We start from the raw sequence: 20,830 nt of genomic DNA on the forward strand, positions 1-20,830 counted from the left end.
ACATCACCTGCAGTGGAGGCACCATGCACATCGACGGACTCCTTCCCGCGACCTCGGACAACAAGCCCGACTATTGCGATATCGAGGTGTCGAGCAAGGCCTTCTGGGCCAAGCCGGCCGCCCAGATGGAGGACGTGTTCGCCCGACTTCGCAGCGAGCAGCCGGTGTCCTGGCAGCGTCCGATCGAAGGGGCGGTGGTACCCGACCCCGACGATCCGGGCTTCTGGGCGGTGACCCGGCATGCCGACATCAAGCAGGTCAGTCACGACAACCAGACCTTCGTCTCGGGTCAGGGGGTCTTCTTCGACCGGCTGCCGCCGGTGTTCCTGGAGATGGCACTGTCCTTCTTGGCGATGGATCCGCCGCGGCACGACCAATTACGCCGACTGGTCAGCAAGGCGTTCACCCCGCGCCAGGTCAAACGCATCGAGGACAAGATCGAGCTCGCCGCCAAGCAGATCGTCGACGACATCGCCGCCGATCCGTCGGGCGAGATCGAATTCATGGATCGCTGCGCGAGCCTCCTGCCGCTGCGGATGTTCTGTGAGATGTTCGGCGTGCCGGCACATCTCGAAGATGCGACGGTCAAGCACGTCATCGGTTCGGTGTCCTGGGCCGACGAGGAGTACCTGGCCGGACGCAGTGCCGCCGAAGTTCAGCTGGAGTCGATCGCTGGGCTGCACCAGGTGGCTCAGGAGATCATCGAGATGCGCCGCCGTCAGCCCGGCGACGACATCATCTCGTCGATGACGCAGGCCGAGATCGATGGGCAGAAACTGACCGACTTCGAGATCGCATCGTTCTTCTGCCTGCTCTCCGGTGCCGCCACCGACACCACCAAGACCACACTCGGGCACGCGGTACGGGCGCTGTCGCTGTTCCCCGAGCAGCGCGCATGGCTGCTCGAGGATTTCGACGCCCGAATCGGCACCGCCGTCGAAGAGTTCATCCGTTGGGCGACACCACTGCTCACCTTCAGCCGGACCGCTGTGGTGGAGACCGAGCTGGGCGGGCAGACGATCATGCCGGGCGACAAGGTCGTGCTGATCTACCTGGCGGGCAATTTCGACGAGACGGTCTTCGATCGACCCCGCATGTTCGACCTGTCTCGCTCGCCCAATCCGCACGTGAGCTTCGGTGGCGGCGGCATACACTTCTGTCTGGGCGCCAACCTGGCCAGGACCATGCTGCGGGCCGAAGCACGGGAGTTGTTCATGCGGATACCGGAATTCGAGACCGGTGAGCCAGACTTGTTGGGCACCAATTTCATTCACGGCATCAAGCGACTGCCGTTCCGGTTCACGCCGCGATGACCGCCGGCATGTATCTGACCCAGGGGCTGCATCGATCGGTGCGGGCCACCCCGCACGACACCATGACGGTCTGCGGCGACCGGACCCGGACATTCGCCGAGGTCGCCGACCGGGTGGCCCGACTGGCCGGCGCGCTCCAGGCCCTCGGCGCCCGCGACGGCGACCGCGTCGGCATTCTGTCGCTGAACTCCGATCGCTACCAGGAATATCTGCTCGGCACGCTGTGGGCCGGCGCCGTGGTCAATCCGATCAACATCCGCTGGAGCGCAGCCGAGATCGCCTACAGCTTGCGCGACTCCGACACCCGGATACTGCTGATCGACGACACTTTCCTGGCACTGCTGCCGGAATTACGTTCGCAGGCAGGCAACCTGGCGGCCGTAATCCACTGTGGCGACGGCCCGACGCCGGACGACACCCTCGCCTATGAAGAGCTGGTGCGAACGGGCACCCCGGTGCCCGACGCACACCGCAGCGGTTCGGACCTGGCCGGGATCTTCTACACCGGTGGGACCAGCGGCCATCCCAAGGGCGTCATGCTGACCCACGACAACCTGATGACGTCGGCGATGGGCGCACTGGCGTCGGGATTGTTCCTGACCTCGGGCGGACCGCTGCTGCACGCCGCCCCGATGTTCCACCTCGCCGATCTGGCGATTTGGCTGGAACAGGTGATCAACGGCGGCACTCACGTGTTCATCCCGTCGTTCCGGCCGGACTGGGTACTGGACGCGGTCGCGCGGCATCGGGTCAGCGACCTTCTGCTCGTACCGACCATGGTGCAGATCCTCGTCGACCACCCGTCGCTTCCGGACTACGACACCAGCAGCGTGCGCGCCGTCATGTACGGCGGGTCGCCGATCTCGGCGGCTCTGCTGGAGCGGGCCGCCGAGCGGTTGCCGACAGCGTCGTTCGTCCAGGCCTACGGCATGACCGAGGTATCGCCGATCGCCACCCTGCTCTCGCCGCAGGACCATCACGACCCGGTGCTGCGCCGCTCCGGCGGGCGTGCCGCACCGCATTCCGAGGTGCGCATCGTCGGTGACGACGACACCGAGCTATCCCGCGGTGAGGTCGGCGAGATCGTGGTGCGCGGCGGCCATGTGATGGCCGGCTACTGGGGCAAGCCGCAGGAAACCGCGGCCGCACTGCGCGGCGGATGGATGCATACCGGCGACGCCGGTTACATGGACGACCGCGGTTACGTGTTCGTCGTCGACCGCCTCAAGGACATGATCGTCACGGGCGGGGAGAACGTGTACTCGGTCGAGGTGGAGAACGCGCTGGCCCGCCACCCCGCGGTGGCCACCTGTGCAGTCGTCGGGGTGCCGGACGAGCGGTGGGGTGAGCGCGTGCACGCCGTGGTGGTGCTGACCACCGGACACCAGGTCGGCGGCGACGACCTGGCCGACGAACTGCGGGAGTTCTGCAAGCCGCTCATCGGCGGCTACAAGATCCCCCGCAGTTTCGAGACCGTCGACGAGCTGCCGGTCTCGGCGGCCGGCAAGGTGCTCAAACGCGAACTGCGGGAACGCTATTGGGCGGGCCAGGACCGTTCGGTCAGCTGAGCATCAGCAGCGCGTGAGGTCCCGATCGACGATCTTGTGGCGCCGCGGCGCCTCCGGCCACAGCTGATCCGCAGCGAGCACCAGGCCGGCGATCGCGCCGGACAGCTGGGCGACGACGAACTCGGGCACCGCCCGGCGCACCGGCACCTGATAACTGCTGATCTTCATGGCGCACGGATACCCACTGCTTGCAATTGCAAGCGTGATGCCCGCCACTACTTGGTCAGCGCGATGTACTTGGTGTCGAGGTACTCCTCGATGCCCTCGTAGCCGCCTTCCCGGCCGAACCCGGATTCCTTGACGCCGCCGAATGGGGCGGCCGGGTCGGAGATGACGCCCCGGTTCACGCCGACCATGCCCGACTCGATGGCCTCGGCCACCCGCAACGCCCGGTCCAGCGATTCGGTGTAGATGTAGGACGCCAGCCCGTATTCGGTGTTGTTGGCCGCGGCGATGCCGTCCTCCTCGGTGTCGAAGCCGATGATCGGGGCGACCGGACCGAACACCTCCTCGGTGAGGATGCGGGCGTCCGGCGGGACGTCGGTCAGCACGGTGGCCGGGTAGAAGTTGCCGGGGCCGCCGGGGGCCTGGCCGCCGAGGGCCACCGTCGCGCCCTTGTTGACGGCGTCGTCGACCAGTTCCTGCACCTTGGCCAGTTGCTTGGTGTTGACCAGCGGGCCGAGCTTGGCCGCCGGGTCCAGTCCGTTGCCCAGGTTCACCTCGCCCATCCGCTTGACGAACTTGTCGGTGAATTCCTCGATCACGGCATTGGCGACGTGGATGCGGTTGGCCGCGGTGCAGGCCTCGCCACCGTTGCGCATCTTGGCCAGCATCGCGCCCTCGACGGCGGCGTCGACGTCGGCGTCGTCGAAGACCACGAACGGCGCGTTTCCGCCGAGTTCCATCGATGTGCGCAGCAGCTTGTCCGCGGACTGGGCAACCAGCGCCTTGCCGACGCCGGTGGAGCCGGTGAAGGTCAGCTTGCGCAGCCGGCCGTCGTCGATCAGGGCCTTGGTGACCTCACCGGGCCTGCTGGTGGGCAGCACCGACAGCACGCCCTTGGGCAGGCCCGCCTCGTCCATCAGCTTGGCCAGCAGCAGCATGGTCAGCGGCGTCTCCTGGGCCGGCTTGACGATCATGGTGCAGCCCGCCGCGAACGCCGGCCCGATCTTGCGAGTCCCCATGGCCAGCGGGAAGTTCCACGGGGTGATCGCGTAGCAGGGGCCGACGGGCTGCTTGGTGACGATGATGCGGCCGGTGCCTGCCGGGGACGGCACGTACCGTCCGCCGATGCGCACCGCCTCCTCGGCGAACCAGCGGAAGAACTCGGCGCCGTATTTGACCTCGCCCATGCTCTCGGCGACGACCTTGCCCATCTCCAGCGTCATCAGCGTGGCCAGGTCGTCGGCGCGGTCGATGATCGTCTCGAACACCGAGCGCAGGATCTCGCCGCGCTCCCGGGCCGGTGTGGCCGCCCACTGCGCCTGGACCGCGCAGGCGGCGTCCAGCGCCGCGACCGCGTCCGCGCCGCCGGCGTCGGCCACCGTGGTGATCACGGTGTCGTTGGCCGGGTCGTGGACCTCGAACGTCGACGAGCCGGGCCGCTCCTCACCGCCGATCCACAATCCGGTGGGGACCGAGGCCAACAGCCGTTCAATGTCTGGAGAGCTCATACCCTCCATCATCTACTCCCTTGGACACTTCTCCGCACTAGGGTCGAAGGAATGACTGGAGACATTTCCGCCACCCCCGAATGGAACGCGCTGCGTCGCCACCATGACCAGATCGCCGGGAAACACCTCCGCGAGCTCTTCGCCGACGATCCTGACCGCGGCCGCGAGCTCACGCTGCGCGTCGGTGACCTGTACATCGACTACAGCAAGCACCGCGTCACCCGGGAGACGCTGACGTTGCTGGTCGACCTCGCCCGCGCGGCGCACCTCGAAGCGCGCCGGGACGCGATGCTGGCCGGCGAGCACATCAACACCTCCGAGGACCGCGCGGTGCTGCACACCGCGCTGCGGCTGCCTCGCGACGCCAAGCTGGTCGTTGACGGTCAGAACGTGGTCGCCGACGTGCATGAGGTGCTGGACGCGATGGGGGACTTCACCGACCGGCTGCGCAACGGCGAGTGGACGGGCGCCACCGGTGAGCGGATCAAAACGGTGGTCAACATCGGCATCGGCGGCTCGGACCTGGGCCCGGTGATGGTGTACCAGGCGCTACGGCACTACGCCGACGCCGGCATCTCGGCGCGGTTCGTCTCCAATGTCGACCCGGCCGACCTGGTCGCCAAGCTGGACGGACTCGATCCCGCCACAACGCTTTTCATCGTGGCCTCCAAGACGTTCTCGACGCTGGAGACGCTGACCAACGCCACCGCCGCACGGCGCTGGCTGACCGATGCGCTGGGGGACGCCGCGGTGTCCAAGCACTTCGTGGCGGTGTCGACGAACAAGAAGCTGGTCGACAGCTTCGGCATCAACACCGCCAACATGTTCGGCTTCTGGGACTGGGTGGGCGGCCGGTACTCGGTGGACTCGGCGATCGGGCTGTCGGTGATGGCGGTGATCGGCCGCGAGGCGTTCGCCGACTTCCTGTCCGGATTCCACATCGTCGACCGGCACTTCGCCACCGCGCCGCTGGAGGCCAACGCGCCGGCCCTGCTGGGCCTGATCGGGCTGTGGTACTCCGGCTTCTTCGGTGCCGAGACGCGCGCGGTGCTGCCGTACTCCAACGACCTGGCGCGCTTCGCGGCGTATCTGCAGCAGCTGACCATGGAGTCCAACGGCAAGTCGGTGCAGGCTGACGGGTCGCCGGTGACCACCCCGACCGGTGAGATCTTCTGGGGCGAGCCGGGAACCAACGGCCAGCACGCGTTCTTTCAGCTGCTACACCAGGGCACCCGGCTGGTGCCCGCAGACTTCATCGGGTTCTCCGAGCCCACCGACGACCTGCCCACCGCCGACGGTCGGGGGAGCATGCATGACCTGCTGATGAGCAACTTCTTCGCCCAGACCCAGGTGCTGGCGTTCGGCAAGACCGCCGCGGAGATCGCGGCCGAAGGAACACCCGAAAACGTCGTGCCGCACAAGGTGATGCCGGGCAACCGGCCCAGCACGTCGATCCTGGCCAACCGGCTGACCCCGTCGGTGGTGGGCCAGCTGATCGCGCTCTACGAACATCAGGTCTTCACCGAGGGCGTGATCTGGGGTATCGACTCGTTCGACCAGTGGGGTGTCGAGCTGGGCAAGACCCAAGCCAAGGCGCTGCTCGGGGTGATCACCGCCGACAGCTCGCCGCCGGCACAGACCGACAGCTCGACCGACGAGCTGGTGCGCCGCTACCGCGAGGAGCGCGGCCGGACTCGCTAGCGATTTCGGCGCGGAAACGTTCGCCCAGCGACGGTTTCCGCGCCGAAATCGCTCAGGCGAACAGCTTGGCGAAGCGCGTCGGCACGATCTTCATCAGCGCGACCAACGGAATCCACGGCCAGGCCGGCACGATCGCACGACCGGATTCACGTTCGATCGCCGCGACGATCTGGCGCACCCCGGTGTCGGTGTCGACCATCAGCATGGTGGTGTTGGACTTCGCGGTCATCTCCGATTCGATGTAACCGGGTTCGATCACGGTGACTGTGATTGGGCCGGAAGCATATTCGGCCCGAAGTGACTGCCCCAGCGAGGTCAGCCCGGCCTTGCTCGCGGCGTAGGCCGCCTTGACCCCGGGAACGCCCTTGTTGCCCATCACGCTCGAGATCAGCACCAGATGCCCGGAACCCGCCGCCCTGAACATCGCCAGGGCGGTCTCGATCTGCACCAGCGCGGCGACCAGATTGGTTTCGATGGTGGCCTTGTTGGCCCACAACTTGCCCGTACCGAGCACGGCGCCCTTGCCCAGACCGGCGTTGACGACCACCCGGTCGATGCCGCCGAGTTCGTCGGCGAGCGCGGCGAACACCGCGGGCACCTGGTCGTGGTCGTTGACGTCGAGGGCGGCGACGGCGATCGTGATGTTCGGGTGTGCCTGGCTCAGTTCGGCCTTCAGTTCCTCGAGGCGGTCGATCCGCCGCGCGCACAGCGCGAGGTCACGCCCCTTGGCGGCAAACGCGCGGGCCATGCCGGCGCCGAGCCCGGAACTGGCACCGGTGATGAGGATTCTCTGGCGGGTCATCCGGGCAGCTTAACGCCGGACCGGAGCGCTATTTCAGCAGCCGCGACATCCGCCGGTCGGCCAGCACTTTGCCGCCGGTCTGACAGGTCGGACAGTACTGAAACGACTTGTCGGCGAACGACACCTCGCGCACGGTGTCCCCGCAGACCGGGCACGGTAAGCCGGTGCGAGCATGCACCCGCAGTCCAGATCGCTTCTCCCCCTTCAGGGTTGCCGCCTGCTGACCGACCGACCGTTGCACGGCGTCGGTCAGCACCGAGAGCATCGCGTCGTGCAATGCACCTCGCTGCCCAGCGGTGAGCTTGTTGGCCGTCGCGAACGGCGACAGCTTGGCGACGTGCAGGATCTCGTCGCTGTAGGCGTTTCCGATTCCGGCGATCACCTTCTGGTCGGTGATCACCGTCTTGATCCGGCCGCCGTGCGGCGCAAGGATTTCCGCCAGCTGCTCGGGACCGATCTCCAGCGCGTCGGGGCCCAGACCCGCGATGCCGGGGACCGTGGCCGGGTCGTCGACGATCCACACCGCAAGCCGTTTCTGGGTGCCGGCCTCGGTGAGATCGAATCCCGCGGCCACCCCCGGTGTTCCGAGGTGCACCCGCAGGCCGATCGGGCCCTTGCCGGGTTTGAGCGGGGCCCCGGCGAGCTTGTCGCTCCATCTCAGCCAGCCCGCCCGCGACAGGTGGGTGATCAGGTACAGATCGCCGGCCTGCAGGCCCAGATATTTGCCCCAGCGCGCCGCGTCCGTGACGGTCCGGCCGTGCAGGGCCGTCGGCGGCGGGTCGAAGGTCTTGAGCACCGACAGTGCGCCGACGTCGACACGCCCGATCGTCGAGCCGACAGCATGCCGACGCAGGTGGTCGGCGAGGGCCTCGACTTCGGGGAGTTCGGGCATCTGTCCAGGCTAGCCGGGTCAGCGGTGGGCGGGGTCCTTGAACGGCAGCGAGAACAACCAGCCGACGATCGACAGCACGATCGCCGCCCAGATCGCGGTCCACCAGAACTGGTCGATCTGCAGGCCCCAGTGCGTGGTGTGCTCGGTGATCCAGGCGGTGATCCACAACATCAGCGCATTGATGACGATGTGGATCAGTCCGAGAGTCAGGATGTACAGCGGTATCGACAGGATCTGCACCAGCGGCTTGACGATCGCGTTGACCAGCCCGAAGATCACCGCGACCACCAGCACGATGCCGACCCGCTGCAGCGTGGTGTCGCCGCCGACGAAACCGATGCCGGGCACGATCAGCGTGACGACCCACAGCGCCAGTCCGGTGACTGCGGCGCGAAGGAGAAACGATCCCATGCCGCGATCTTCCCAGAAGCGCGGCCGGCTACGCCCGTAAGAGATAGATGTCCATGATCCAGCCGTGTTGCGCGCGGGCGTTGTCGCGCAGCGCCACGATGCGCTCCCCGACCTCACCGACCGTGCCCGACATCAGCAGCTCGTCGGGTGTGCCGAGGTAAGCGCCCCACCAGATGCGGGTGTGCGGCGGGCAACTCAGGAAGGAACAGTCCCCGTCGAGCATCACCACCGCCGAGCCGGTCACCCCGGTGCTGCGCAGCTGCCGTCCGGTGGTGATCAGCACGGGCTCACCGACGTCGTTGAGCGGGATGCGGTGCCGAGCGGTCAGCGCCTGCACGGCGGTGATGCCGGGGATGACGTCGTATTCGATGTCGACATGCCGGCGTACGTCGTCGAGTATGCGCAGGGCGCTGTCGTAGAGCGACGGGTCGCCCCAGGCCAGAAAGGACCCGACCCCGTCGGGCCCGAGTTCGGTGTCGATGGCCTGCGCCCACAGCCGGGCGCGGGCGCGGTGCCAGTCGGCGACAGCCTGGGTGTAGTCGCCGTCGGACGCGCGTTTCGGATCGGGCAGCTCGACGAAGCGGTAGCGCGGTTCCGGGATGAACCGCGCGCAGATCTCCCGGCGCAGCGCGACGAGGTCGCTCTTGGCCTCGCCCTTGTCCATCGCGAAGAACACGTCGGTGTCGCGCAGCGCCCGGACCGCCTGCGCCGTCACATAGTCGGGATCGCCGGCACCGATGCCGATGACGTGGATGAAGCGCATGCCGGTCAGCCTAACGATGGCGACGAAGCACCATCGGAGCCAGCAGCACCACCGCGAAGCAGCCGCCGACCACTCCGGAGACCAGCAGCGGCAGCCGGCCGTCGGCGCCCCACAGGAATCCGGCCCACAATCCGGCGGCCAGCACCGCGAAACCGCTGGCGCCCTGGAAGACTCCCTGTGCGCCGGCCTGCCGGTCAGCGCCGACCAACGTCGAGATCCATGCCTTGCCGACGCCGTCGGTGCAGGCCGTGAACATCCCGTATGCCGCGATCAGCAACCAGGCCGCGACCCGGTCGGTGGTCAACCCCAATCCGATGTAGCCGACGGCGAAGAAGACCAGCCCGAAGCCGAAGACGGCGGAGCGGGGCAGCCGGTCGGCCAGCACGCCGGCCGGGAAACTGCCCAGCGCGTACACCAGGTTGTAGCCGACGTAGGCGAGGATCACCTCGGCGACACCGAAGCCGATCTCGTTGAGCCGCAACAGCAGTAGCGCATCGGGGAAGTTGACGGCACCGAAGGCCACCAGCAGCGCGGTCACCCGCCAATATCGCCGCGGCAGCTCACGCAGCCCGCGGAAGATCGGCTGCCCGGGGGTCCGGCGGGGACCCGTGCGGCGCGGGTCGCGCACCGCGGCGACCAGCAGCACCGAGAGCACCGCGGGGACGATCGCGATGTACAGCAGTGGCGGGATGCGGTGATCCAGCAGTTCGTAGCCGACCAGCCCGAGCAGCGGACCGACCACGGCGCCCATGGTGTCCATCGCTCTGTGGAAGCCGAACACCCTGCCGCGCAAGGCCGGGTCGACGCCGTCGACCAGCAGCGCATCGCGCGGGGCACCTCGGATCCCCTTGCCGAGGCGGTCCACCACGCGGCCGGCCAGCACGCCGGGCCACGCGGCGGCGACGGCGATGATGACCTTACCCAGTGCGGCCATCCCGTATCCCGTTGCGATCAAAGGGCGTTTGCTGAAACGGTCGCCTAATGGGCCGACCGCGATCTTGGTCAGCGATGCGGCACCCTCGGCCGCGCCTTCGATGGCCCCGACGACCGACGGCGGCGCGCCGAGCACGGCGGTGAGGTAGATGGGCAGCAGCGGGTAGAGCAGCTCACTGGCGGCATCCTGCAGAAACGACACCGCCGAGAGCACCCGCACGTTGCGGGTCAGCCACGCGCTCACACCTGATCCGGGTTCAGGAATGCGGGCGCGAGCACGAAGAAGTTCTCCTCTTCCTGCACGAAGTGCAGCCGCAGCAGCGCATACAGGCCGTAGAGGCACGCCATCAGGTCGTCGGCCTGGTCGTCGCGGATCGCGCCCGCCTCGTCGGCCAGCTCGCGGTGGGTGTGCAGACGCTGCGCCAGGCGATGGATTTCGGCGTGCATCCGGCTCATCGTCGCGGTGGCCTCGGTGCTGCCCAGCGGCCGGGCCAGTTCGGGATACAGGGCGCTGTCCTCGGCGTCCTCGTGCGGAAGCAGCGTGTCCTGCAGGAAGGAGTCGGCGGCGCGCAGCGACACCAGCGCGTCGGTCAGCTGCCCGGCGGCGACCTGGTGGGCGGTGTCGCGCAGGATCGACAGGTCGTCGCGCATCTGGTCGTGTTCGGCGGAGAACCGCCGGACGAGTTCTTCGGCGTCGTGGCTCAGCGGTGGAAGCCCGGTGTGATCGCCGCGGACCGCCCGCAGCGCGTTGAGGATCACTGCGAGATCGATGCCTTCCTGCAGCAGCGCACCCCAGGCCGGCGGCAGCCATCCGACGGCGGCGAATCCCATGGCCACCAGCGACAGACTCATTCCCACCGCGGCGCTCTGCACCGCGATGCGCCGCGACCGGCGGGCGATCATCTTGGCGTCGGCGAGCCGGTCGAGCCGGTCGGAGGTGAGGACGATGTCGGCGGCCTCGGAGCTCGCCGTGGCGCCGCGGGCGCCCATCGCGATGCCGACGTCGGCGGCGGCCAGCGCGGGCGCATCGTTGACGCCGTCGCCGACCATGGCCGTCACCGCCCGCTCGCTCTCGGCGCGCACCCGCGCCACCTTGTTCGCCGGGGTCTGCTGTGCGGCGACCTCGTCGAGACCGAGCACGGTGCCCACCTGCTGTGCGGGGGCGGGCCGGTCGCCGGTGAGCATCACGAGCCGAGTCATCCCGGCGGCGCGGAGGCGTCGCAGGGTCCGCGGGGCGTCGGGTCGCAGCGGATCGGTGAGCAACAGGGCGCCGGCCAGCTCACCGTCGACGCTGACCCAGGCCACCACCGCACCGTCCAACGACGCCCGGGACAGCACGGCCGCCGCCCACTCCGGCACGTCACCGTCGAGGCTGAGATTGCCGACGGTGACCCGTTTTCCGTCCACCACCGCCGACACCCCGATGCCGGCCTCCTCGGTGACCGAGCCGGGCATGCTCAGGGTCACACCGTGCAGGCGGGCCTCGTCGACGATCGCGGCGGCAAGCACGTGGGGCGAGAGTTGGTCGGCTGACGCGGCCAGCCGGAGCACCTCGTCGATCGTCCAGCCTGGGCCGACGACGATGTCCGTTCCGCGGGGTCGTCCCGACGTCAGCGTTCCGGTCTTGTCCAGAACCAACGTGGTTGCCCGGCCGAGTGTTTCGAGGGCACCGCCACCCCGGACCAGCACCCCGATCCGCGACGCCCGGGACAGCCCGGACACGATCGCGACGGGCGCCGCCAGCAGCAACGGGCACGGTGTGGCCACCACCAGAACCGCGACCGCGCGATCAGGCGAACCGCTGAGGATCCAGGCCAGGCCCGCCACGGTCAGCGCCACGGGCAAGAACCAGGCGGCGGCGCGATCGGCGATGCGCACCACCGGCGCCGACTCGGCCGCCGCCTGTCTGGCCAGCCGGACGATCCCGGCGTAGGTGCTGTCGGCCGCTGTCGCGGTGGCGCGCAACTCGAGCCCGCTGCCGGCGTTGACGCTGCCGCTGCGCACCGGTTCGCCGCGGTCGCACCGGACGGGCACCGATTCGCCGGTCAGCGCGGAGTCGTCGAGCACGGCGGAGTCCGTCAGCACCATGCCGTCGACCGGCAACACCTCGCCCGGTCCCACGACGACGACGTCGTCGACCACGACGGCGTCCAGGGCGACCACCTCGACGCCGTCCGGCGTCCGTCTGCGTGCGGTGCGCGGCACCCGGTCGAGCAGCGCCCGCAAATCCTTGGTGGCCCGTCGCTCGGCAGCGGCGTCGAGCGCCTGACCGGTGGCGAGCATGACCCCGATCAGCGCGCCCGCCAGGTATTCCCGCACGGCCAGCGCACCACCGAGCGACAACACGGCCAGCACGTCCACCCCCACGCGGCCGGCCCGGATGGCGCCGACGACCCACCACAACGCGGGCAGGATCGCAGCGACGGTCCCGGCGATCCAGCAGAGGTCGGCCATCTCGCGGGTGCCGAGCAGCCAGGCGACGCCGCCGGCGAGCAGTGCGACCAGGGTCACGGCGAGCAGCGCCCAGCGCACGAATCCCCCAGCGAGACCGGCATTCTTCGGCACTGGGTCGTCCATATCAGCCATGATCTCCGGTGTGTGACGGCTTGTGGCGCACTGCGGCAACTACTACAGGGTATGTAGTATTCGCGGCTGAGGCGCCGCCCACCCATCGGCAGGAGAAACAGTGTCGACATTCAACGGTCTTCCCGCCCACGCACTGCTGGTGCACTTCATCGTGGTGCTGGCCCCGCTGACCGCGGTACTGGCGATCCTGTGCGCGGTGTGGCCGGCTGCCCGGCAACGGCTGGTGTGGTTGGTGGTGGCGCTGGCGGTGATCACGGCGGGGCTGACGCCATTGACGACCGAAGCCGGCGAATGGCTCGAACACCAGGTGGGACGATCGCCGACGCTGCACGCCCACACCGAACTCGGCGACACGATGGTCTACTTCTCGCTCGCCTTGCTCATCGCGGCGGCGTTGCTGGTGGTCGTGCACGTGCGTGCGAGCCGCGGCCAGGCGTTGTCCTCGGCGTTGTCGATCGCGATCACGGTGTTCGTGGTGCTGGCCGCGGTCGCGACCGTCGTGCAGGTGTATCGCATCGGCGATTCGGGCGCCAAGGCCACCTGGGGTGACCTGGCGCAGAGTTCGCCGGCACCGTCCGACGACTAGCTGAACACCGCGCCGGCCGCTTCGCCGGGCTCGGGTGCGATCCGGTCCTGGGCGACGTCGGCGACCACGACCAGATCGGCTCCCATCCCCAGCACCAGCAGGGTCGCGGCGACCAGCAGCCACCTGCGCTGGGGCCGCGGGCCGGGCCGCTGCAGCGCGTCGACGCGCCGCATCACCTCGGCGCGCCGCCCACCCATCCCGGTCCATGCCGACGAGGCGCTCCCGGAGCACACCAGCGCCGCCTTGGCGACTGCGCGCAGCGCGGCGGTGCGATCAGTCGCCGCCGCCCGCTCGTCGGCGGCCCGCTCGGCGGCGTATCGGATGGCGGCCGTCCACGGTCCCAGCAGCGGGTTGAGCCGGGCCGCCACCTGCACCGCCTGGATGAGCAGCGAGTGGCGACCGGCCAGATGGGCCCGCTCGTGGCGGAGCACGGCACCCAACTCGTCGTCGCTCAGGGCCGCCGCCAGCGCGCTGGTGACGACGACGACCGCGCGCCGGCCCGGCACCGCGAATGCGTCCGGTATCTGCGAGTCGACTTCCAGCACGTCACCGGAGCGGTGCGGGCTGTTCCGAAAGAGCCGTCCCGCACGCACATTCGTCACCGCCTGACATCCGTGGCGGACAGCGCCGAACAGGGTCCACACCAGCCAGCCGGCCACCAGAAGCGCCGTGATCCGCAGCGGGGCGAACCGGGCTGCGCTCGCGATCGTCGCCACCGCCAGCGCCGACGTCCACGTGGTGATCGCCAGCACCGCGGCGGTGCCGGCCAGGACCTTGGTCAGCCACTCCGGGGTGAACAGCCCCTCGGCCGAAGGCAGTCGCAACGTCAACACGGCAGCGACCAGCCACGGCGCGGCCAGCATGAACCAGAGCATCACGACGAACTGGAATCGTTGTCGGCCAACAATTTTCGCAGAGCTTCCTCGTCAGCGGGTTCCAGGGCGGCGACGAAGTTGGCCAGCACGTCGGCGCGCTCGGGCGCTTTGCGGCGGTGCAGCTCGTTACGCATCCTGATGGCCGACCGCAGGGCCGGCAGGTCGTCGGCCGGCGCGGCCAGTGAATAGACGAAGGCGCGCCCCTGTTTGGTCCTGGTGACCAGCTGCTTGTCGGTCAATCGGACCAGCGCGGTCATCACCGTGGTGTGCGCGAGGTCGCCGCCGAGTTCGGCGCGCACTTCGGCGACGCTCATGGCGGCGGCACGGCCCAGGGCCGCGATGATGGCGTCTTCCAGACTGCCGGGTTGTCTGCGCACGGATGATCCTCTCCGGCCAAGGATAGGCACACCCGGGCCCGCCGCCGGGCCTCAGCCGTGCAGAGTGACGTTCGGCGACTCCCCGAATTCGGCCCGGTAGACCTGGCTGAACCGCCCGGTGTGGGCGAACCCCCAGCGGGTCGCGATCGCCGCGACGGTGTCGCAGGACGGGTCGGCGGCCAACAGATCTCGATGGGCGCGATCGAGGCGCACGCGGCGCAGGTAGGCGATCGGCGTGGTGTCCAGGTGCCTGCGGAACATGTACTGCACCGCTCTGGGCGTGACGTGGATGGCGGCGGCGATGTCGGCCATCGCGACGTCGCGGGCGCAGTTGTCGTGGATGTAGTCGATGGCCTGCCGCAGCTGCGGTGTGGCAACCTCGGGCGCCTCGGCCGGTTCGGCGTCGGCGTAGGTGTTGGGGAACACGTGCAGCAGCGTCGAGGCCAGCAGGGAGACCGCGCCACCCACCACCAGCGGGGCGTCGGCTGCGCCCAGCGTGCCCTGCATCGTCGCCGCGACGTAGTCGACGGCCGCCTGCCACTGCCCGGCGGCGGCTGGCGAGCGGGGTCGTCCGGAGGTGAAACGGACCGCGGGCCGGCCGTCGGACCGGGGGTCACCGATGATCCGCAGCAGTGCCTGCGGCGCGAGGGTCGCCACCGACACTTCGGCATCGATCGTCTGCGCCCAGGCCGGCCGACCCGGCCGCGCGGCCAGCACCACATCGCCCGTCGCGCATCGCTGGGCGCGGGCGGTGGTCCCGACCTGCACGGCACCCGCCCTCACGTGGGTGACGAGATAGCAGGGCCAGCTGGCGGTCTCGAATTCCAGCGCGCTCGGCAACTCGGCCGTCGTGAGGCAGGCGGAGCCGATCGCCGTCCGCGACATCCGGATCGGATGGTCGGGATGAAGTCCGTCGATGCGCCCCCGGGCGCCCCAGGCACTGTGGAAGAACGCGGCGGCGGCGCCGGCGTCGGCGGTGGTGCAGGTGGTGCGGTGCGGATGAACGCCCGTGACAACGGTGATCGTCGGTCCTGACTTCGGATGACATGAGAACTGGCCGGCGGCTCATGCGACATGAGCGGATACACACGTCCCGACGACGGCAGACGGTGCGGGCATTGTTCTCAGCCCTTCGCGAAGACTACTCGGTCATCGCGGCTGCGAACAGTTCAGCCCGATCACCAGCAATGATCTCCCCACAGGTAGAACACGTTCTACTATCGGCTCATGCGATTCACGTACGCCGAGGCGATGACCGATCCGACGTTCTACATCCCGTTGGCGAAGGCCGCCGAAGCAGCCGGCTATCACGCGATGACGATCCCGGACAGCGTCGCGTATCCGTTCGAATCGGACTCGACGTATCCCTACACCCCGGACGGCAACCGTGAGTTCCTGGACGGCAAGGCGTTCATCGAGACCTTCGTGATCACCGCGGCGCTGGGCGCGGTGACCACCAACCTGCACTTCAACTTCTTCGTCCTCAAGCTGCCGATCCGCCCGCCCGCCCTGGTGGCCAAGCAGGCCGGTTCGCTGGCCGCACTTATCGGCAACCGGGTCGGACTCGGTGTCGGAACCAGCCCGTGGCCCGAGGACTACGAGCTGATGGGTGTGCCGTTCGCCAAGCGCGGCAAGCGGATGGACGAATGCATCGACATCATCCGCGGGCTCACCAGCGGTGACTACTTCGAGTATCACGGTGAGTTCTTCGACATCCCCAAGACCAAGATGACGCCCGCACCGTCGCAACCCATCCCGATCCTGATCGGCGGGCACGCCGACGCCGCGCTGCGCCGGGCCGCGCGCAACGACGGGTGGATGCACGGCGGCGGCACCGAGGATCTCGACGAGCTGCTGGCCAAGCTCAATCGCTACCGCGAAGAAGAAGGTCAGACCGGGGATTTCCAGATCCACGTGATCTCGGCGGACGCCTTCACCGTCGACGGGGTGAAGCGCCTCGAGGACAAGGGCGTCACCGACGTCATCGTCGGGTTCCGCATCCCCTACGTCAAGGGACCCGACACCGAGCCGTTGGACGCCAAGATCCGCAATCTGGAGTGGTTCGCCGAGAACGTGATGGCGAAAGTCTAACCGTCACAGCGGATCCCACCGCGGCGCCCGCTTCTCGCGGTGCGCCATCGCGGCCTCATGTGGGTTGTTGGTGAATCCCGTCAGGATCTGCGTGCGGTTCTCGATCTCCTTGGCGTGCCGCAGGCTCGGCGCGTCCAGGGCGGCATTCAGCCCGGTCTTGGTCTGCCAGACACCGAAGGCGTTGTTGGCGGCGATGCTGCGCGCCATCTCCAGCGCGGCATCGGCGAGCCGGTCGGCGGGCACCACCTCGTGCACCAGCCCGATCCGGTAGGCCTCCTGCGCGTCGATGATCCGCCCGGTCAGCATCATCTCCCGCGCGGCGCCCGCACCCACGATCTTGGGCAGCAGGTAACTGGTGCCCATGTCCAGTGACGAGAACCCCGCCTTGATGAACACCGAGCCGAACCGCGCGGTGTCCGACGCGATCCGGATGTCGCAGTGCAGGGCATAGGCCAGGCCGCCGCCCACGGCCACGCCGTTGACGGCCGCGACCACCGGGATGGGGAGCTCGTAGAGCCGGGTGAGCTGGTCGGCCAGCCGGACCTGCGCGTCATACGTGGTCTTGAACGGCGCGCCGGCCGGGGCGGTCCACGGCTGCCCGGTGCCGCTGAGGTCGGCTCCCGCGCAGAAGCCGCGACCGGCGCCGGTCAGGACTGCGACCCGGTACTTCCACGAGCTCAGCTCGTCGAGCACAGCGTCGAGTCCGTCGATCAGGGCACCGTCGATCGCGTTCAGCAGATCGGGCCGATTCAGGGTGACGCCGGCGATCCCGTCGTCGAGGACCTCGAATTCCACAGCAGCCATGACGTGCAGATTAGCCCGGCCCGACCCCGGGTACTCCGGGCGCCATGGCAACCGTTGACGTCGCGGTTCCCTCTGCCGTGCCCCCCGCGCGAGCCTGGGAACTGGCCTCGGATCTGCACCGCTTCGACGAATGGATGACGATCTTCGGCGACTGGCGCAGCCCGGTGCCGCTGGTGATCAAGGAGGGCACCCAGGTGTCGTCGCTGATCAAGGTGAAGGGCTTCCGCAACACCATCCACTGGAACGTCACCAATTACGACGCTCCCAAGACGATCGAGCTGCGTGGCTGGGGGCGGGGCGGCATCGGGATCGGCATCGCCATGCACGTCGACGACCAGCACCCGGGCACCTGCTTCCGGCTCAACGCCGACATTTCCGGCGGCCTGCTGAACGGGCCGGTCGGCAATCTCGTGGCCCGTGTACTCAAGGGCGAGGTGCAGAAGTCGGTGGAGAATCTGGCCGCTTTGGCCTGAGCGGATCCGCCCGTTCGGCGCAGATGGCGCCGCGTTCACCGACAAACCGGACGTCGAGGAGGTTTTCGCGGCCGCGTCGCGCTACCGTGCTACCACCCAATGACGGGAGGAGCCGGGATGGGCGGATATCGCGAACTGTTCGACGCCAGCGTCGCTGACCCAGCAGCGTTCTGGGCGCAGGCCGCCCGCGCGGTGTCGTGGACCCGCGCCCCGCAGCAGATCCTCGACGACAGCAACCCACCGTTCTACCGGTGGTTTCCCGACGCCGAGCTGAACACCTGCGCCAATGCCCTGGACCGGCACGTCGACGAGCGGGGCGAGCAAGCCGCGCTGATCTACGACTCCCCCGTCACCGGGACCAAGCGCACCTACACCTATCGCGAATTGCTGGACCAGACAGCACGTTTCGCCGGTGTGCTGCGCGGACTGGGAGTCGGCAAGGGCGACCGCGTGGTGCTCTACATGCCGATGATCCCCGAGGCGGTGATCGCCATGCTGGCCTGCGCCCGCCTGGGCGCGGTGCACTCGGTGGTGTTCGGCGGCTTCGCCGCCCACGAGCTGGCCACCCGCATCGACGACGCCGAGCCGACGGTGATCGTCTCGGCATCCTGCGGTATCGAGCCGACCCGGGTGGTGGAGTACAAGCCGATGCTCGACCACGCGCTGGAGCTGGCCACCCACCGCCCGGATGCGTGCGTGATCGTCCAGCGCGACCGGCACCGCTGCGAGCTGGTCGACGGCCGCGACGTGGACTGGGCCGACGTGATGGCCGCCGCCACGCCGGCCGACCCGGTGCCGGTAGCCGCCACCGATCCGCTGTATGTGCTCTACACCTCGGGCACCACCGGCAAGCCGAAGGGCATCGTCCGCGACAACGGCGGCCATGCGGTGGCGCTGCTGTGGAGCATGCGCCACATCTACGACATCGACGCGGGCGACGTGTTCTGGGCGGCCTCCGACGTCGGCTGGGTGGTGGGCCACTCCTACATCGTGTACGGGCCGCTGTTGGCCGGCGCGACGACGGTGCTCTACGAGGGAAAGCCCATCGGCACACCGGATCCCGGCGCGTTCTGGCGGGTGGTTTCCGAGTACGGGGTCAAGGCGTTGTTCACCGCGCCGACGGCGATCCGGGCGATTCGCAAAGAGGATCCGGAGGGTTCGCACATCGGCCGCTACGACCTGTCCGCGCTGAAGTATCTGTTCCAGGCCGGCGAGCGCCTGGACCCGGACACCTACGCGTGGGCGTCGGCCAAGCTGGGGATCCCGGTTGTCGACCACTGGTGGCAGACCGAGACCGGATGGGCGATCGCCGCCAATCCCATGGGGGTGGAACACCTTCGGATCAAGGCCGGCTCGCCGACCGTGCCGATGCCCGGCTACGACGTGCAGATCCTGCAGGTCGACGGCTCGCCGTGTGGCCCGGGCGAGGAAGGCGCCATCTGTATCAGCCTGCCGCTGCCGCCCGGAACCCTGCCGACGCTGTGGGGCGACGACGCCCGCTATGAGGCGTCGTATCTGTGCGAACACCCCGGCTTCTATCTGACCGGTGACGGCGGCTATCTGGACGCCGACGGCTACCTGTTCGTCATGGGCCGGATCGACGACGTGATCAACGTTGCGGGACACCGGCTGTCGACGGGATCGATCGAGGCGGTGCTGGCCTCGCATCCTGCGGTGGCCGAGTGCGCGGTGATCGGGGTGGCCGACGAGATCAAGGGCCAGGTGCCGCGCGGGTTCGTGGTACTCAAGGCCGGGGCTTCGGCCGACGGGCTGGCCGAGGAACTGGTGGCCACGGTGCGCGACGAGATCGGGGCGGTGGCATGCTTCCGGCTCGTCGATGTGGTCCCGGCGCTGCCGAAGACCCGCTCCGGGAAGATCCTGCGCAAGACGATGCGGGGCATCGCGCACGGCAAGGACGAGCCGATGCCGTCGACCATCGAGGACCCGGCCGTGCTGGAAACGTTGCGACCGATCCTGCAGGGCTAGGTATGCCGATCACCGTCGACGAGATCCGGATCGGGGACACCGCCGACGCCTGGCGCGACGCCGGCTTCAGCGTCGACACCGGCGGTGTCTGCCGGATCGGTGAGGTCCGGGTCCGGCTGCTCGGAGACGGCGACGGCATTCTGGGGTGGACGCTGCGGGGCCTGCCCGACGACGGCCCGCTCGACGGCATCCCCACCTTCCGGAGTATCGCGATTCCGGCCGAGCCGGCCGCCCATCCGAACGGCGTCACCGCGATCGACCATGTGGTGCTGTTCTCCACCGACCTGACGAGGACGGTGGCGGCGTTGGCCGCCATCGGCCTGCAGCCGCGGAGGGAACGCGACGCCGAACTCGGCGGCCGGCCGATCCGGCAGATCTTCTTCCGGCTGGGATCGGTGATTGTCGAAGTCGTCGGCGCGCCGGACACGGCGGGTGACGGTCCTTCGTCGTTGTGGGGCATCACCTACGTCGTCGCCGACATCGACGCGACCGCGGCGTTCTTCGGCGACCGCACCCTGCCGGTCAAAGACGCTGTGCAGCCGGGACGCCGGATCACGACGCTGCGGCATGAGGATCTGGGCATGTCGGTCCGGACGGCGATGATCTCGCCGCCTATTCTCAGCCGATGACCGATGTGGTTGTCATCCACACCGACGGCGGATGCCGGCCCAATCCGGGCCCGGGCGGCTGGGGTGCGGTGCTGCGGATGCGCCAGCACGTCCGCGAAATGTGCGGCGGCGAGGCCGGCTCGACGAGCAACAACCGGATGGAGTTGACGGCGCCGATCATGGCGTTGGAGGCGCTCACCCGTCCGGTGAGCGTGCACCTCTACACCGACAGCACCTACGTCCGAAACGGCATCACCCAGTGGGTGGCGGGCTGGGAGCGCAACGGCTGGCTGACCGCCGCCAAGCAACCGGTCAAGAACGTCGACCTGTGGCAGCGCCTGCAGATTGCCTGCGCCCGCCATCAGGTCGAGTGGTTCTGGGTGAAAGG

21 protein-coding genes and 1 pseudogene are annotated in these 20,830 nt (G+C 68.9%); 9 read left to right on the forward strand and 13 right to left on the reverse strand.

Annotated elements, in window-relative coordinates; all coding sequences use genetic code 11:
• The first annotated feature begins 23 nt into the window (after positions 1-23).
• Positions 24-1,313: a cytochrome P450 gene (locus tag MSZK_RS06395; RefSeq protein ID WP_099246015.1), complete on the forward strand. Its 1,290-nt coding sequence runs from the start codon at positions 24-26 to the stop codon at positions 1,311-1,313.
• 8 nt (positions 1,314-1,321) lie between these two features.
• Positions 1,322-2,881 carry a long-chain fatty acid--CoA ligase gene (locus tag MSZK_RS06400; RefSeq protein ID WP_199203218.1) on the forward strand — a complete coding sequence of 520 codons (1,560 nt, stop codon included), beginning with the start codon at positions 1,322-1,324 and terminating at the stop codon, positions 2,879-2,881.
• A 3-nt stretch (positions 2,882-2,884) separates the two neighbouring features.
• Here MSZK_RS06400 and MSZK_RS32270 read toward each other — a convergent pair whose 3' ends face one another.
• Together MSZK_RS32270 and MSZK_RS06405 are read right to left on the reverse strand one after the other, a co-directional pair.
• Complete coding sequence (locus MSZK_RS32270; RefSeq protein ID WP_158230555.1) at positions 2,885-3,049, reverse strand: hypothetical protein; 165 nt, start codon at positions 3,047-3,049, stop codon at positions 2,885-2,887.
• 47 nt (positions 3,050-3,096) lie between these two features.
• Positions 3,097-4,554 carry an NAD-dependent succinate-semialdehyde dehydrogenase gene (locus MSZK_RS06405; protein WP_099246056.1) on the reverse strand — a complete coding sequence of 486 codons (1,458 nt, stop codon included), beginning with the start codon at positions 4,552-4,554 and terminating at the stop codon, positions 3,097-3,099.
• A gap of 51 nt (positions 4,555-4,605) precedes the next feature.
• On the opposite strand from MSZK_RS06405, the gene pgi reads away from it, so the two are divergent.
• Positions 4,606-6,255, forward strand: coding sequence for a glucose-6-phosphate isomerase (pgi, locus tag MSZK_RS06410; protein ID WP_099246020.1), 1,650 nt, complete (start codon positions 4,606-4,608; stop codon positions 6,253-6,255).
• Positions 6,256-6,307: 52 nt separating this feature from the next.
• Here the strand turns inward: pgi and MSZK_RS06415 are convergent, their stop codons facing one another.
• The 7 genes and pseudogenes from MSZK_RS06415 to MSZK_RS06440 form a co-directional block, all read right to left on the reverse strand.
• Complete coding sequence (locus tag MSZK_RS06415; protein WP_099246022.1) at positions 6,308-7,057, reverse strand: SDR family oxidoreductase; 750 nt, start codon at positions 7,055-7,057, stop codon at positions 6,308-6,310.
• Positions 7,058-7,085: 28 nt separating this feature from the next.
• Entirely contained in the window at positions 7,086-7,574 is a 489-nt protein-coding gene (locus MSZK_RS32850; protein ID WP_371411294.1) for a zinc finger domain-containing protein, read from the reverse strand.
• Positions 7,575-7,712: 138 nt separating this feature from the next.
• Positions 7,713-7,949 (reverse strand): annotated as a pseudogene (locus tag MSZK_RS32855) (DNA-formamidopyrimidine glycosylase family protein); the annotation flags it as partial.
• A gap of 18 nt (positions 7,950-7,967) precedes the next feature.
• Complete coding sequence (locus MSZK_RS06425) at positions 7,968-8,360, reverse strand: phage holin family protein (protein ID WP_099246026.1); 393 nt, start codon at positions 8,358-8,360, stop codon at positions 7,968-7,970.
• Positions 8,361-8,388: 28 nt separating this feature from the next.
• Complete coding sequence (gene cobF / locus MSZK_RS06430) at positions 8,389-9,123, reverse strand: precorrin-6A synthase (deacetylating) (protein WP_099246028.1); 735 nt, start codon at positions 9,121-9,123, stop codon at positions 8,389-8,391.
• Between the two features lie 10 nt (positions 9,124-9,133).
• Complete coding sequence (locus MSZK_RS06435; RefSeq protein WP_099246030.1) at positions 9,134-10,300, reverse strand: MFS transporter; 1,167 nt, start codon at positions 10,298-10,300, stop codon at positions 9,134-9,136.
• Positions 10,297-12,633 (reverse strand): heavy metal translocating P-type ATPase, encoded by a 2,337-nt coding sequence (locus tag MSZK_RS06440; RefSeq protein ID WP_099246032.1) that lies wholly within the window; start codon positions 12,631-12,633, stop codon positions 10,297-10,299. Before MSZK_RS06440 ends, MSZK_RS06435 begins: the two co-directional genes overlap by 4 nt.
• A 109-nt stretch (positions 12,634-12,742) precedes the next feature.
• Between MSZK_RS06440 and MSZK_RS06445 the strand changes: the two genes are divergently transcribed.
• Complete coding sequence (locus tag MSZK_RS06445; RefSeq protein WP_099246034.1) at positions 12,743-13,228, forward strand: DUF2231 domain-containing protein; 486 nt, start codon at positions 12,743-12,745, stop codon at positions 13,226-13,228.
• Here the strand turns inward: MSZK_RS06445 and MSZK_RS06450 are convergent.
• The 3 genes from MSZK_RS06450 to MSZK_RS06460 are packed head-to-tail and all read right to left on the reverse strand — an operon-like array spanning position 13,225 to position 15,365.
• Complete coding sequence (locus MSZK_RS06450; RefSeq protein WP_142389882.1) at positions 13,225-14,103, reverse strand: M48 family metalloprotease; 879 nt, start codon at positions 14,101-14,103, stop codon at positions 13,225-13,227. The two genes, MSZK_RS06445 and MSZK_RS06450, sit on opposite strands and share 4 nt — an antisense overlap.
• Positions 14,103-14,480 carry a BlaI/MecI/CopY family transcriptional regulator gene (locus tag MSZK_RS06455; protein ID WP_099246038.1) on the reverse strand — a complete coding sequence of 126 codons (378 nt, stop codon included), beginning with the start codon at positions 14,478-14,480 and terminating at the stop codon, positions 14,103-14,105. Before MSZK_RS06455 ends, MSZK_RS06450 begins: the two co-directional genes overlap by 1 nt.
• A 51-nt stretch (positions 14,481-14,531) precedes the next feature.
• Positions 14,532-15,365, reverse strand: a complete 834-nt coding sequence (locus MSZK_RS06460) for a helix-turn-helix transcriptional regulator (RefSeq protein WP_099246040.1) — start codon at positions 15,363-15,365, stop codon at positions 14,532-14,534.
• Positions 15,366-15,707: 342 nt separating this feature from the next.
• Here MSZK_RS06460 and MSZK_RS06465 point away from each other — a divergent pair, with 342 nt between their 5' ends.
• Positions 15,708-16,571 (forward strand): TIGR03619 family F420-dependent LLM class oxidoreductase, encoded by an 864-nt coding sequence (locus tag MSZK_RS06465; protein WP_099246042.1) that lies wholly within the window; start codon positions 15,708-15,710, stop codon positions 16,569-16,571.
• Between the two features lie 3 nt (positions 16,572-16,574).
• Here MSZK_RS06465 and MSZK_RS06470 read toward each other — a convergent pair whose 3' ends face one another.
• On the reverse strand, positions 16,575-17,375 hold the full coding sequence (locus tag MSZK_RS06470; RefSeq protein ID WP_099246044.1) for an enoyl-CoA hydratase/isomerase family protein: 801 nt from the start codon (positions 17,373-17,375) through the stop codon (positions 16,575-16,577).
• A gap of 44 nt (positions 17,376-17,419) precedes the next feature.
• Between MSZK_RS06470 and MSZK_RS06475 the strand changes: the two genes are divergently transcribed.
• The 4 genes from MSZK_RS06475 to rnhA all read left to right on the forward strand — a co-directional run.
• Positions 17,420-17,848: an SRPBCC family protein gene (locus tag MSZK_RS06475; RefSeq protein ID WP_099246046.1), complete on the forward strand. Its 429-nt coding sequence runs from the start codon at positions 17,420-17,422 to the stop codon at positions 17,846-17,848.
• Positions 17,849-17,965: 117 nt separating this feature from the next.
• Entirely contained in the window at positions 17,966-19,834 is a 1,869-nt protein-coding gene (locus tag MSZK_RS06480; RefSeq protein WP_099246048.1) for a propionyl-CoA synthetase, read from the forward strand.
• A gap of 2 nt (positions 19,835-19,836) precedes the next feature.
• Positions 19,837-20,463, forward strand: coding sequence for a VOC family protein (locus tag MSZK_RS06485; protein WP_099246050.1), 627 nt, complete (start codon positions 19,837-19,839; stop codon positions 20,461-20,463).
• A partial coding sequence (gene rnhA / locus MSZK_RS06490) for a ribonuclease HI (protein WP_099246052.1) occupies positions 20,460-20,830 on the forward strand: 371 nt, incomplete at its 3' end. The genes MSZK_RS06485 and rnhA, both read left to right, overlap by 4 nt.

Source organism: Mycobacterium sp. shizuoka-1, assembly GCF_002723835.1.
GTDB lineage: Bacteria > Actinomycetota > Actinomycetes > Mycobacteriales > Mycobacteriaceae > Mycobacterium.